The 12,731-nt window shown below is 69.8% G+C and carries 12 protein-coding genes; 7 read left to right on the top strand and 5 right to left on the bottom strand.

Features of this window, described 5'->3' with window-relative positions:
- Positions 1 to 10 precede the first annotated feature (10 nt).
- From H1R19_RS14685 to H1R19_RS14675, 3 genes are all read left to right on the top strand, one after another.
- A complete protein-coding gene (locus H1R19_RS14685) occupies positions 11 to 565 on the top strand; it encodes a hypothetical protein (RefSeq protein WP_219849412.1) in 555 nt (184 codons plus the stop codon).
- A complete protein-coding gene (locus H1R19_RS14680) occupies positions 565 to 1,560 on the top strand; it encodes an ROK family protein (protein WP_219849411.1) in 996 nt (331 codons plus the stop codon). The genes H1R19_RS14685 and H1R19_RS14680 overlap by 1 nt, the downstream gene beginning before the upstream one ends.
- 193 nt (positions 1,561 to 1,753) lie before the next feature.
- Positions 1,754 to 2,461, top strand: a complete 708-nt coding sequence (locus tag H1R19_RS14675; protein ID WP_219849410.1) for a lysophospholipid acyltransferase family protein — start codon at positions 1,754 to 1,756, stop codon at positions 2,459 to 2,461.
- A gap of 51 nt (positions 2,462 to 2,512) precedes the next feature.
- Here H1R19_RS14675 and H1R19_RS14670 read toward each other — a convergent pair whose 3' ends face one another.
- Entirely contained in the window at positions 2,513 to 4,102 is a 1,590-nt protein-coding gene (locus H1R19_RS14670) for a mannosyltransferase (RefSeq protein ID WP_219851698.1), read from the bottom strand.
- A 103-nt stretch (positions 4,103 to 4,205) separates the two neighbouring features.
- Here H1R19_RS14670 and H1R19_RS14665 point away from each other — a divergent pair, with 103 nt between their 5' ends.
- Positions 4,206 to 4,688, top strand: a complete 483-nt coding sequence (locus H1R19_RS14665) for a polyadenylate-specific 3'-exoribonuclease AS (RefSeq protein ID WP_188327821.1) — start codon at positions 4,206 to 4,208, stop codon at positions 4,686 to 4,688.
- A gap of 88 nt (positions 4,689 to 4,776) precedes the next feature.
- Entirely contained in the window at positions 4,777 to 6,168 is a 1,392-nt protein-coding gene (locus H1R19_RS14660; RefSeq protein WP_188327822.1) for a class II 3-deoxy-7-phosphoheptulonate synthase, read from the top strand.
- A gap of 58 nt (positions 6,169 to 6,226) precedes the next feature.
- On the opposite strand, the gene H1R19_RS14655 is transcribed toward H1R19_RS14660, so the two are convergent.
- Positions 6,227 to 7,444, bottom strand: a complete 1,218-nt coding sequence (locus H1R19_RS14655; RefSeq protein WP_188327823.1) for a protein kinase domain-containing protein — start codon at positions 7,442 to 7,444, stop codon at positions 6,227 to 6,229.
- Between the two features lie 138 nt (positions 7,445 to 7,582).
- Here H1R19_RS14655 and H1R19_RS14650 point away from each other — a divergent pair, with 138 nt between their 5' ends.
- Positions 7,583 to 7,948 (top strand): Rv2175c family DNA-binding protein, encoded by a 366-nt coding sequence (locus H1R19_RS14650; RefSeq protein WP_188327824.1) that lies wholly within the window; start codon positions 7,583 to 7,585, stop codon positions 7,946 to 7,948.
- Here H1R19_RS14650 and H1R19_RS14645 read toward each other — a convergent pair.
- Together H1R19_RS14645 and H1R19_RS14640 are read right to left on the bottom strand one after the other, a co-directional pair.
- Complete coding sequence (locus tag H1R19_RS14645; protein WP_188327825.1) at positions 7,917 to 9,512, bottom strand: alpha-(1->6)-mannopyranosyltransferase A; 1,596 nt, start codon at positions 9,510 to 9,512, stop codon at positions 7,917 to 7,919. The two genes, H1R19_RS14650 and H1R19_RS14645, sit on opposite strands and share 32 nt — an antisense overlap.
- A 7-nt stretch (positions 9,513 to 9,519) precedes the next feature.
- Positions 9,520 to 10,722, bottom strand: a complete 1,203-nt coding sequence (locus H1R19_RS14640; protein WP_219849409.1) for a polyprenyl synthetase family protein — start codon at positions 10,720 to 10,722, stop codon at positions 9,520 to 9,522.
- An 11-nt stretch (positions 10,723 to 10,733) separates the two neighbouring features.
- On the opposite strand from H1R19_RS14640, the gene H1R19_RS14635 reads away from it, so the two are divergent.
- On the top strand, positions 10,734 to 11,711 hold the full coding sequence (locus H1R19_RS14635) for a methylenetetrahydrofolate reductase (RefSeq protein WP_188327827.1): 978 nt from the start codon (positions 10,734 to 10,736) through the stop codon (positions 11,709 to 11,711).
- 78 nt (positions 11,712 to 11,789) lie between these two features.
- Here the strand turns inward: H1R19_RS14635 and H1R19_RS14630 are convergent, their stop codons facing one another.
- Complete coding sequence (locus H1R19_RS14630; protein WP_219849408.1) at positions 11,790 to 12,725, bottom strand: LppM family (lipo)protein; 936 nt, start codon at positions 12,723 to 12,725, stop codon at positions 11,790 to 11,792.
- Positions 12,726 to 12,731: the final 6 nt, after the last annotated feature.

Here is a 12,731-nt window from a genome sequence, read left to right as displayed (position 1 = left end):
AGAGTTCGCGATGGGTACCGACGAGGAGACGTTCCGGCAGGCCGGTGACGGGTCCGATCGCGGTCGGCCCGCCGACCCCGTCCGGGATCTGTTGCTCGGGTTGGCCGACCAGATCGACCAGCTGGCGGTGCTTTTCGCGTGGTCTCCCGATGCTGCGGGTCCGAAGCCGGAAGCCGGCGCGGGAACTTCGGACTCGGGAAGGCCGGGCTCACACGACATCGAGGACTTGTGGAACAAGTACTCGCGAGGTTTCGGGTCGGCGTTCGCCGCGGGCGGTCCGGTCGATTCGGCACTCGCCGGGGCGTCGGGTGAGATCACCACGCTGCTGAGAGAGATCGGTGGCCTCATCGCCCGGCTGATCGCGGCGGTCGTCGCGGTGCTCGAGGCGATCGCGGAGGCACTGCGGTCGGCGCCGAGCACCGGATCGACACCGCGCCACTACGAGCCGATACCGGTCCGCATCAACGCCGCCGCGCCGCGCGCCGGGTACACGCCTCCCGCGGCCCACCCGGAGCCCCGGCCGGCCTCGCGGACGCCCGTGACCGACCCCGACCAGGAGAACTGATGGGCGACTTGACGATCGGGATCGACATCGGCGGCACCAGTGTGCGTGCATCGGTGGTCGACGACCGCGGCGCGATGCTCGACACCCTGCGTGCCCAGACACCCCCCACGGCACAGGCTCTCGAACACTGCCTCGACCGGCTCGTCGGCGAACTGACCTCGCGGTGGGATGCGAAGGCCGTCGGCCTGGCGATCGCAGGCTTCCTCACGACCGACCGCAAGATCGTGCGATTCGCACCGCATCTCCCGTGGCGCGAGGCGCCCGTCGCCGAGGACATGACCCGGCGCGTGGGGATTCCGGTCTACGCCGAACACGACGCCAACGCGGCCGCGGTCGCCGAGTGGCGATTCGGTGCCGCCGCCCGCGGACACAACACCGTGGTCCTCGCGATCGGTACCGGCATCGGCGCGGGACTTGTCATCGACGGCGAGATCTACCGCGGGAGTTACGGTGTCGCACCGGAACTCGGTCATCTGACGATCGTCCCCGACGGCCGGGCGTGTGCGTGCGGCAAGCGTGGCTGCTGGGAGCGGTACTGCAGTGGCACCGCGCTGGTGGACACCGTCGTCGAACTCCTCGCCGACGGCGACTGGGGGCGCAGCCAACTTGCCGCCGACGTCGCCGCCGACCCGGGCTCCCTGACCGGACGTCGTGTGGCCGGTGCCGCAGCCGACGGCGACGCCGTCGCGCTGGCGGCCTTCGCCCGGTTCGCGACGTCGCTCGGGCAGGGCCTCGCGATGATCGCCGACATCTTCGACCCCGACCTGATCGTGCTCGCCGGTGGTGTCGGGGCGGCGTCGGGCCTGTTCCTCGACGAAGCCCGCGAGCACTACGCCCGCCAGGTCACCGGTGCCGGGCACCGTCAACTCGCCCGCATCCGCGGCACCCAGCTCGGCGAGACGGCCGGTGTCGTCGGCGCGGCCGAGGTTGCGCGCCAAGCAATTCGGGCCACGGCGTCGATCAACCCGGTGGACCGCCCGGTCGCCGGGCTCTGACGCCGGGGAACGGGCGTCGCGGTCAGTGGACCGCCGCGCCGGGCATCGCTGACGAAAGCCGGGCCGATCGGTAGAGTTCGACGCGGGTAAGGTCTTGGCGTCGGGACGTCCAATGGCCGGCGTTGCCGGAGCGGCAGCGGAAGGTCTCGACCGGTGAAGTCATCGGGTCGGAGTGCGCGGCGAGGAGAATCTCATGTGGTACTGGGCGTTCAAGTACATATTTGTCGGCCCGTTCCTGCGGGTGATGGGCCGGCCGACCATCGAAGGCCACGAGAACATCCCGGTCGACGGTCCGGCGATCCTGGCCAGCAACCACCTCGCCGTCATGGACAGCTTCTTCCTGCCGCTCATGGTGGACCGTCGCATCTACTTCCTCGCCAAGAGCGAGTACTTCACCGGCACCGGACTCAAAGGGCGCCTGCAGCGCTGGTTTTTCACCGCCGCCGGCCAGATTCCCATCGACCGGTCCGGAGCCGAGGCCGCCGAAGGCGCGTTCACCGCGGCACGCCGGCAGCTGGGCAAGGGCGAACTGATGGGCATGTATCCGGAGGGCACCCGCTCGCCCGACGGCCGGCTCTACAAGGGAAAGACCGGACTCGCACGTATCGCGATGGACACCGGCGTACCGGTCATCCCCGTCGCGATGTTCGACACCCACAGGTTCAACCCGCCGGGAAGCATCATGCCCCGACCCACCAAGGTGACTGTCCGGATCGGCAAACCCCTCGACTTCGCCCGATACGAGGGGATGGAGGGCAACCGCTACATCGAGCGCGCCGTCACCGACGAGATCATGTACGAGCTGATGCAGCTCTCCGGCCAGCAGTACGTCGACGTCTACGCCGCAAGCCTCAAGAATCAGCAGCCGGTCGCCGAACCGCCGGCCGCCGACGCCGCCTGAGGGCAACCGGCCCTGCCGCGCGGGCCCGCTGTGGTCTCCCGGACCGGTGAGTCAACCCGCTTCGCCCACGCGCGCATCATCATCGAGGATGGCGCACAGCTGAGGTACCCAGTCCCGGTCGGCCGGAACGACATCGGCGAGATCGAACGTCCGTAGTTCCTCGGCCGAGACCCACCGCACGTCGAGGTGTTCGAGCGCGGCGGGTGTCCCCGACAACAACCGGGCCCGGTACGCATGCAGCGTGAGCCCGTTGGCGAGCGACACCTGCGCGCCGACGCGCTCGCCGGCCTCCACCTCGGCGCCGAGTTCCTCCCGGATCTCGCGGGTGAGGGCTTCGGCATGCGATTCACCCGATTCGACCCGACCGCCGGGCAGCTCCCATTTGCCCGCCAGCTCGGCCGGCCGGGACCGCTGCGCCAGCAGCAGTCGACCGTCGTCGATGATGGCCGCCGCGACCACATCAGCGGGCCGGGTGTCGGGGAACAGGGCGGGGGAGGTCGGGGTGCGATGCGCGCGGGTCGCGATCAGCCACCCCAGCGTGACGAAGGTGGCCACCGGCCACGCCGCGCCGAAGATCGCCTCCACGGCGGCCGGGGGTACCGGGCCGTACTCGATCATCACCCGCAGCACCCACGGGATCCCCAGGCCGGCGACGACCACCCACATCCCGAGAACCGCCCGGGCACCGGGACGCACCGACGCCGCGCCGTGCACCAGCCAGACGCCCAGCGGGATGATCCACACCCAGTGATGGACCCAGGAGATCGGGGAGATCAGCAGACCGAGGAACTGGACGACGAGCAGGACGCCGAGTGCGTCGGAGACCGAGCGCCAGGCGATGACCGCCACCACCGTCGCGACGAGGACACCGGCGAACCAGATCCAGCCGGTACCGACGTCGAACCCGACGAACCGTGACAAGGTGCCGCGCAGGCTCTGGTTGATCACGGCCTTCACCGGGCCGATGCGTTCGGCGTCGCCGAGGAGTGTGCCGTAATAGGTTCGGGTCACGTCGGGGAACAGCAGCAGGCACCCGAGGATCGTGAGCACGAAGGCGATCGCCGCGCTGACCGCGCCCAGGGGGCGTCGTACCGCGAGATACCACAGCCCGGTGATGGCCGGGGTCAGCTTGATGCCCGCCATCAGGCCGATCAGCGCTCCACCGGCGAGGACACCGCGATCGCTGCGGGCCCAGTTGACCGCGAGCAGGGTGCCGAGCATCAGGAAGACATTGATCTGGCCGTAGTCGAGCGTCACCCGGACCGGTTCGCACCAGATCGCCGGTGCGGTCCACAGCGCCGCAAGGGGGTGGATGTCGGTGGTCCGGCCGCACAGGCGGAGTGCGAGCAACACGCATCCGTAGAGCGCCCCGAAGGTGGCGAGCTGCCAGCCGATGGCCACGAGATCGAACGGGATCAGCGACAGCGGGTACAGCACGACCGCCGCGAAAGGCGGATAGGTGAAGGGCAGCGCGAAGTCGGTCTCACCGGCATAGGTGAACAAATAGAGCGACCCGTCGGCGAGACCCGCCGAACCGTCGCGGTAAACGTGCAGGTCGACGAAGTTCCTGCCGTTCACGGTCAGCGTGTCCCAGACGAGCCGCGCGATGATCGACGCCGCCAGGAGAGCGGTCGCCAGCACAGACCTGGAGCGCACGAAATACCAGGGTAGACAGCAAGTGGCCGGTATGGCGAAACGATGAGCGGTGAGCGGGTCGTCACCGGCGTGTGTGAATACTTGTCCCATGCGGTTCTTCTACGACTCGGAGTTCATCGAGGACGGCAACACCATCGAGCTGGTGTCGATCGGTGTCGTCGCCGAGGACGGGCGCGAGTTCTACGCGGTGTCCACCGAATTCGACCCCGGACGCGCCGGCGACTGGGTGCGCGCGAACGTGCTGCCCAAGCTGCCGTCCCCGTCGTCGTCGGCCTGGCGCGACCGTCGGCGCATCCGTGAGGACCTGCTCGAGTTCCTCACCGCCGACGGCACCGACATCGAGTTGTGGGCCTGGATCGGCGCCTACGACCACGTCGTGCTGTGTCAGCTGTGGGGGCCGATGACCGCGCTGCCGCGGCCGATCCCGCGTTTCACCCGGGAACTGCGGCAGCACTGGGAGGCCGCCGGACGTCCGGCACTGCCGCCCGCACCCGCCGACGCCCACGACGCGTTGAGCGACGCGCGGCACAACCTGCGGCGCTGGGAGGCGATCGAGAAGGCGCGCGCCTGACCTGTGCCTGCGGTCCGCCGTTGTGGCGCCGCTGCCGTGCCCGACCCGCACTTCGGAGGACGGGTGGGGCTCCACTACTCTGGTTCGGGTGGTGAACTGGACCGTAGACGTGCCGATCGACGATCTCCCCGAGTTGCCCCCGCTGCCGGGTGATCTCGAGGATCGATTCAACGACGCGATGAGCCGTCCGGCCGTGCAGCAGCCGAGCTGGCCCGCCGAGGAAGCGCGCAAGATGCGCACCGTTCTCGAGTCGGTTCCGCCCATCTGCATGCCGGCCGAGGTGCAAACGCTGGCCTCGCAGCTGGCCGACGTCGCCGAGGGGCGCGCGTTCCTCCTGCAGGGCGGTGACTGCGCGGAGACCTTCGCCGACAACACCGAGCCGCACATCAAGGGCAACATCCGCACACTGCTCCAGATGGCCGTCGTGCTCACCTACGGGGCCAGCACGCCGGTGGTGAAGGTGGCGCGCATCGCCGGCCAGTACGCCAAGCCGCGATCATCGGATGTCGACGCCCTCGGCCTGCCGTCGTACCGCGGCGACATGGTCAACGGCTTCCCGGCCGAGCCGAACGTCCGCGCCCACGACCCGTCACGACTGGTGCGCGCCTACGCCAACGCCGCGGCCGCGATGAACCTCGTGCGCGCCCTCACCCAGGCCGAAGCCGATCTGAGTCGAGTGCACGACTGGAACCGCGAGTTCGTGCGCACCTCGCCCGCCGGCGCACGGTACGAGGCGCTCGCCTCGGAGATCGACCGCGGCCTGCGCTTCATGGACGCCTGCGGCGTCACCGACTCGAGCCTCAACTCGGCGGCGATCTTCGCCTCCCATGAGGCGCTCGTGCTGGACTACGAACGCGCCATGCTGCGGTTGGCCGATGATCCCGAGGGCGACGGCAAGGTGCTCTACGACCTGTCGGCGCACTTCCTGTGGATCGGTGAGCGCACCCGTCAGCTCGACGGCGCGCACATCGCGTTCGCCGAGCTCATCAACAACCCGATCGGCGTGAAGATCGGACCCACGACGACACCCGAGCAGGCCGTCGAATACGTCGAGCGTCTCGACCCGCACAACGTCCCCGGCCGCCTGACGCTCGTCGCGCGGATGGGCAACGGCAAGGTGCGCGACGTGCTCCCGGCCATCGTCGGTGCCGTCGAGGCGACCGGGCACAAGGTCATCTGGCAGTGCGACCCGATGCACGGCAACACCCATGAGGCCTCGACGGGTTTCAAGACCCGTCATTTCGATCGCATCGTCGACGAGGTGCAGGGATTCTTCGAGGTGCATCGAGCACTCGGCAGCCACCCGGGCGGCGTCCACGTGGAGCTCACCGGGGAGGACGTCACCGAATGTCTCGGTGGCGCACAGGAGATCTCGGATCTCGACCTCGGTGGTCGCTACGAAACCGCCTGCGACCCACGGCTCAACACCCAGCAGTCGCTGGAGCTGGCGTTCCTCGTCGCGGAGATGCTTCGCGGCTGACGCGTGTAGAGCGGCCGGCAGTTCCTGCCGGCCGCGATCGAGGCTCTTCGGTGACCTCTCAGCCGATCGTGAGATACGTGCTGCCGACCCAGAAACCGGCGGCGCCGAGTCCGGCGGCGAGGAGCAGCACCACGAGAATCCACGCCAGCGAGCCGAGACGGCTGCCGCCGACGAGCGCGGGTTCGACGTGAGCATCTCGCGTCCGTTCCGGGGTACGCGGTAGATCGCGGTCGTCGGTACGTTCACGGACAGGCGGCTCGGTGGGCGGGTCCACCACGTCGGCCACCGGCCGTACCGGTTCGGAGGCCGGACTGTGCGGGCCGGGCACCGAGTGAACCCTGGTGCCGCCCCCGGGGCCGCCGGCCGCGCGATACCGCGACATCGTCTCGCGTTCGGCGGATCGGCGCGGTGCGGGCACCGTGAACGGCGGGAGGTCGAGTTCGTCGGCGACGGTGAGCAGGGCGCGTTGCATGTCGAATCCGTCGGCGAAACGGTCGGCCGGGTTGCGTTCGGTCGCGCGCAACACGATCTCGTCGAACTCCTCGGGTACACCCGCGATCACGTCACCGGGAGCCGGAACGTCGAAGGTGAGCCGCTGATAGGCCAGCGCCAGAGGCGAATCGCCTTGGAAAGGTGTTCTGCCGGTGAGTAATTCGAACATCATCACGCCCATGGAGTAGACGTCGCTGCGCGCGTCTGCGTGGGTCGACTCGACCTGTTCGGGGGACAGGTAGGCGGCGGTCCCGAGGATGACGCTCGCCGAGGTGACCCCGGCCTCGGCGACGGCACGCACCAAGCCGAAGTCGGCGACCTTCACCTCGCCCTCGTCGGAGATCAGCACGTTCTCCGGTTTGACGTCGCGGTGCACCAGGCCCGCGGCGTGGGCGGTACCCAATCCGCCGAGTACGGGCGCGGCGACGGCCACCACCGCGTGCGGCGGCATCGGTCCGCGTTCGCGCAGCAGCTCGCGCAGGCTGCCGCCGTCGACGAGTTCCATCACCAGGAACGCGATGCCGTTGTCGATGCCCTGGTCGTACACCGCGACCAGACCCGGGTGCTTGAGTCCCGCGACCGCGCGAGCCTCGAACTCGAAGCGGCGCAGGAACTGCGGGTCGTGAGAGTAGCGGGAGTCCATGACCTTGACGGCCACGTCCCGGCCGAGGCGCAGATCGACGCCGAGATAGACCGCCGACATGCCGCCGCGCGCGATGGGCGCGTCGATCCGGTACCGGCCTTCGAGGACGGTCCCGAGCATCGTGTCGACGGGGGAATTCATTCTGCCGAATCTACCTGCAGGGCGGGGTGGTCTGGGACAACCCGGGTCCCGGTGCGGACAGCGCGCCGCCACGTCGTCGAACCGGTCGCCGGGTACAGCGGTTTCTCGCCGTCGCGCGGACCGGTTAGGCTCTTGTCCGTGGGTTCCTTACCGTTGTCGCCTGACACCCTGCCCCCCGATGTGGATCTGCTGTCGGTCGACGAGGTCGCCCGCCGTCTCCATGTCTCGTCCAATCGGGTGCGCACACTGATCCGTGACCACAATCTGCTCGCCGTCTCCCGCGGGGGGCAGCCCGGGATCCCGGCGCTGTTCCTCGACGACGAGGGCGTCGTCAAGCACTTCTACGGTCTCGTCGGTGTCCTGCTCGACGGCGGTTACACCCGCGACGAGGTGATGAGCTGGCTGTTCACCGTGCACGACGACCTCGGTCTGTATCCGGCGGCCGCGCTGCGCACGGATTACGCGCGCGAGGTCATCCGCCGGGCGCAGGCTCAGGCTTTCTGACCCGGTCCGCAACGGACGGGCCGGTCTCGGACGGGTCGGTCTCGGATGTCGGGGCGGTCCCCCAGGCCCACCTGCCGAAGCGGCGCAGCGACAACGGGTCCGGGCGCACCAGCGACCATGCCGCCAGCCCGGCCAGGGCGGCGGCGAGCGCGACCTCGAACGGTTTGTAGAACACGATCGCGTCGTCGGGCTGGAACACGATGAGCAGGAACGTCGACGCCCCGACCACCGTCGCCCGTGCCCATTGCGGCAGTGTGAAGGCCACCGCGATGGCCAGGACCCAGGTGTAATACCAGGGGAGCGTTGACGGTTCGAGGAGCAGCACGGCCAGCATCGCCCACGCCATACCGGCCACGGCGTCGCGGTCGTCGTGCCGGTGCCGCCACCACAGCACGACGAGCGTCACAGCGAGGACGACGAATCCGATCGAGCGGGTGACCTCCAGCACCGGTTGCAGATTCAGCGCGACGAAGGGTGCGGCGACAAGGGTCACCAGGTGCGCGGCCAGCGTCGGGATGGTGAACCAGTTGATGATCACATCCGCCCAGCCGAGGCCGGTCAGCCAGCCGATGCCCAGCCCGACGACCAGCGTCCAGAACCCGAAGACCGCGAGCGCGATCCCGACGATCGAGGCGAACACGGTCACCACGTCGCGTGCCGTCACCTGACGCTCGGAACGAATGTGCGCCAACCACATCCACAACACGAACGGCAATGCGACACCGGCGGTGATCTTGATGGACACCGCCACCGCCAGCACCGATGTGCCGAGGACGTGGCGCCGCTGGGCCACCAGCGCGATGCCGCTGACGAGGACACCCATCATCAGCAGCTCGACGTGCGGCCCGGCGACGAGGTGGATGAGCACCAGCGGGTTGAACAGCGTCAGCCACAGGCCGGCCTGCGGCGAGGCGCCGAACCGACGGGCCAGTCGGGGGATCGCCCACAGCGACAGGAACAATCCCGGCAGCAACAGGAGTCGGATGGCGAGCACGCCGAGGATGACGTGGTCGCCGGTGATCTCGGTGACCACGCGCAGCATGCCCATGAAGAACGGACCGTACGGCGCGGTGGTGGTGGCCCAGACCTGCGCCATGCTGTCGACGAGCGGCCCCGGGGCGTGGGCGGGTCCGTCGGCGTACGGGTCGAAGCCGGCTCCGAACACCGCGCCCTGCGCGAGGTAGGCGTAGACGTCGCGGCTGTACACCGGTACCGCGATGAGCAGCGGCGCCGTCCAGACCAGCACCCACCGACCCAGCGTGCGTGTCGATGGCAGGGCCTCGGCGGCGGTGTCGGCGTCTGTGGTGGGACGGACGACGCGACGGCCCAATCGGACCCATGCGAAGACCATCAGGAACACGCCGGTCCAGAAGAAGGTGCCGAACAGGTTCTTGCCGTGGCCGTAGGTGATCCAGCTCAGGCCGAGGTCGGTGAGCAGTGGTGAATTGCGTGGCGGGTCGCCGACGCCGAAGCTGCCGACACACACCAGCGCGGCACCGATCGCACCGCAGATCAGATCTCGGGTCGCCGGGCCGACTCGGCCCGCCACCGGGCTCCGCTTCATGGCGCGCTCACGCCTCGCGGTGCGCGACGCGATGCGCGACCGCGGCCAGTTCGGTACGGATGTCGGCGCCGATGTCGGCGGCGTCGAGCGAGCTCAACGCCGACCGCAACAACTCGTCGATCGACTTCTCGACTTCGGCGACGGCGCCGACCTCGACGAAGATGTCGCGCGCAGCGGCCAACTCGTCGTGGGAGAGCGGGTGTCCGATGAACGAGCGCAGGTGTTGCCCCAGTGCGGGGTCGCTCTCGTCGGCGCGACGCAGTGCGATCGCCAGCAACGCGGTGCGTTTGCCCGACGCCAGGTCGTCGCCGGACGGTTTGCCCGTCCGCGCCGGGTCCCCGAACACGCCGAGCAGGTCGTCGCGCAGCTGGAAGGCGATACCGAGATCGTGGCCGATCGAACGCAGTCGGGTCACCAGATCCTCGGGGGCGCCGGCCAGGCGCGCACCGAGTTCGAGTGGGCGGGCGACGGTGTAGGCGGCTGTCTTGAACTCCATGACCCGGTAGGCCGCGGCCGTCGAGTCGTCGCCGCCGGCTTCGTTCACGATGTCGAGGAACTGGCCGCCGAGTACCTCGGTCCGCATCGCCGCCCAGGTCGCACCGACGTCGGCCGGCAGCGGACGGTGCTCGCGTCGTTCGCCGGGGGTGCGTGTCCCGCCGCCGGCCGAGCTTGTCCCACCGCTGGTCGAGCTTGTCGAGACCACCGCCGGACGATGATCGTGGACGAGATCGTCGGCCCAGGCGAGTGCGAAGTCGCCGGCCAGGATGGCCGCGGCGACGCCGTGCTCGCCGGCGTCACCGGCCCATCCGGCACCGGTGTGCCGCGACTCGAATGCGCGATGGGCGGTCGGGTGTCCGCGACGTGTGTCGGAGTGGTCGATGATGTCGTCGTGGATCAGTGCGCAGGCCTGCACGAGTTCGAGTGCGGCGCACACGCGTAGTGCGTCACGCGCGTCGGGTCCGCCGCGTTCCTCACCCTCGCCGCGTCCCGAGGATGTGGTGCCGCAGCGCCACCCGGCGAAGGCGAAGACCGGCCGGATGCGTTTGCCGCCCTGCAGGATGAAGTCCCGGATCAGTTCGGCGGCCTCGCCGACGACCGGCGCGATCTGCGCGGCCGCGGGCACGGCGTCGGCGAAGAACGCACGCAATTCGGCCTCGACGGCCGCCGGGACCGCATCGAGTGTGGTCGGCGTGGGGATCGTGAAGGTCACCGTGCCAGGCTATGCGAATCGCTCCGTACACTGTCCGGGTGACCCCAACCGCTCCGGCACCCTCGATCGTCGAACGTCTGTCCGCGCCGCACCGCGGCCCGGTCCCGTTCTCCGTCGAGTTCTACCCCCCGCGCGACGCCGAGGCCGAGTCCCGTCTGTGGCGGGCCGTGCGCATCTTCGAGCGGTTGTCGCCGGCCTTCGTGTCGATGACCTACGGGGCGGGCGGTTCCACCCGTGACCGCACGGTCCGCATCACCGGGCAGCTCGCCGCCCAGACGACCCTGCTCCCGGTGGCCCATCTGACCGCGGTCAATCACAGCGTCGCGGAGTTGCGCGCGCTGGTCGGCGCGTACGCGGATCAGGGCATCACCAACATCCTGGCCCTGCGCGGTGATCCGCCCGGCGATCCGCTCGGTGAGTGGGTCGCCCACCCCGACGGCGTGGAGTATGCCGAGCAGCTCGTCCGGCTCATCGGCACACTGGGCGATTTCCACGTCGGCGTGGCGTCCTTCCCCGAGACGCACCATCGTTCCCCCGACATCGAGCACGACACCCGCACCCTGGTGAACAAGCTGCGGGCCGGCGCCGAGTACTCGATCACCCAGATGTTCTTCGATGTCGAGCACTACCTGCGGTTGCGCGATCGCGTCGCGGCCGCCGATACCGAGCAGGGGGCCAAACCGATCATCCCGGGCATCATGCCGGTCACGTCACTGGCCACCGCGCAGCGCATGGTCGAGCTGTCCGGATCGGTGATCCCGCCGGCGGTGGAGGAGCGCTTCGCCCGGGCCGCGGGCAACGGTCCGGAAGAGGATCGTGCGGCCGTCCGTGCCGAGGGCATCGACTTCGCGACCGAGATGGCGCAACGCCTGATCGCCGAGGGCGCACCGTGCCTGCACTTCTGCAGCCTGAACTTCGCCAAGGCGACGACCGAGGTGCTCGGCCGTCTCGGGGTCGACGTCGACGCGGCGCTGCACGTCCCGGCCTGAGCCGTCTGAGCAACCCCGACTGACCCACCCGCCCGGCCCGTCTCAGCCGAACCCCTCGCAGGGTCGGCCCCGAGGGGTTCATCTCTCCGTCGGCGGTGACGGCTGTGATGCGTCGGACGCCGAGCCGGCGCGAGCCTCCCCGGGCACGGGGTCCGCGGCGGCGGCCAGTCCCTCGCCCGAGATGTTCGACGGCGCGGTCTTCACGGGAACCGGCCGCCCGGGACGGGGCCCGCGGTAGCGCTTGGAGTAGGCGATCCGCACGATCACCAGGATCACGATCACGCAGAGCAGCGCCACGAACCAGGACCAGCTGCTGACCGCGGCCGTGGCCGGATCCGGGTAGGTGGCGTCGGCGGTGAAATCCGACGGTTCGCCCACCGGCGGTGTCCACGTCACCGTCGATTCGCCGATCTGCTCACCGTTCGTCGCGGTGACCGGTCCGCCGAAGGTGACTGTGAGCTGCACGTAGTCGCGGCCCGGGATGAGTTCGGTCAGGTCGGTGTTGCCGCGGAAACGCACCACCTCGCCGCTGCGCTTGGCGGTGAGGTCCATCGTCAGGGACGTGTCGCCGTAGGAGTCGGCGATGATGTCGCCGAGCTGACCGAACTGGCCCGCGGTCAGATCGGAGAAGCTCGCGCGGGTGCCGGCGCGGGTGGCCGGGTTGTCGTCACCGCTCCGGTCCCCGCCGCCGTTCTCGGCCGACGTCGACGGTGCCGCGGAACCGTCGCCCGCACCGGGCTCCTCCGGGGTCTCCCGGTAGTCGGTCACCGACACCTGGCCGGCCATCGACTCGGGGAGATCGAGCTGCGGGGTGCCGCGCGGGTTGTCCGCCGAGGTCGCGACGATGACGCTCCCGGAATAGCGGTCGCCCACCGTGGTCGACCGTTCGAGGCAGCCGGCCATCAGCGGGGACATGACGAGGAGCGCGACGGCCACCGCGGACGGCAGCAGACGCCGGGCTCGACGGGACTCGGGTGCACCCGGTTCGGGATTCGACGTTCGCACGGTGCTCATCGTGCC

This window comes from Gordonia jinghuaiqii (genome assembly GCF_014041935.1).
Lineage (GTDB): Bacteria > Actinomycetota > Actinomycetes > Mycobacteriales > Mycobacteriaceae > Gordonia > Gordonia jinghuaiqii.
The sequence above is the reverse complement of the archived record's forward strand: the minus strand, read 5'-3'. Positions and strand labels throughout refer to the sequence as shown.

Coding starts and splice junctions, on each gene's coding strand:
- H1R19_RS14635 (WP_188327827.1), top strand. CDS start 10,734: ATGCGAATCGCTCCGTACACTGTCCGGGTGACCCCAACCGCTCCGGCA.
- H1R19_RS14630 (WP_219849408.1), bottom strand. CDS start 12,725: ATGAGCACCGTGCGAACGTCGAATCCCGAACCGGGTGCACCCGAGTCC.
- H1R19_RS14680 (WP_219849411.1), top strand. CDS start 565: ATGGGCGACTTGACGATCGGGATCGACATCGGCGGCACCAGTGTGCGT.
- H1R19_RS14645 (WP_188327825.1), bottom strand. CDS start 9,512: ATGAAGCGGAGCCCGGTGGCGGGCCGAGTCGGCCCGGCGACCCGAGAT.
- H1R19_RS14655 (WP_188327823.1), bottom strand. CDS start 7,444: ATGAATTCCCCCGTCGACACGATGCTCGGGACCGTCCTCGAAGGCCGG.
- H1R19_RS14675 (WP_219849410.1), top strand. CDS start 1,754: ATGTGGTACTGGGCGTTCAAGTACATATTTGTCGGCCCGTTCCTGCGG.
- H1R19_RS14665 (WP_188327821.1), top strand. CDS start 4,206: ATGCGGTTCTTCTACGACTCGGAGTTCATCGAGGACGGCAACACCATC.
- H1R19_RS14685 (WP_219849412.1), top strand. CDS start 11: ATGGGTACCGACGAGGAGACGTTCCGGCAGGCCGGTGACGGGTCCGAT.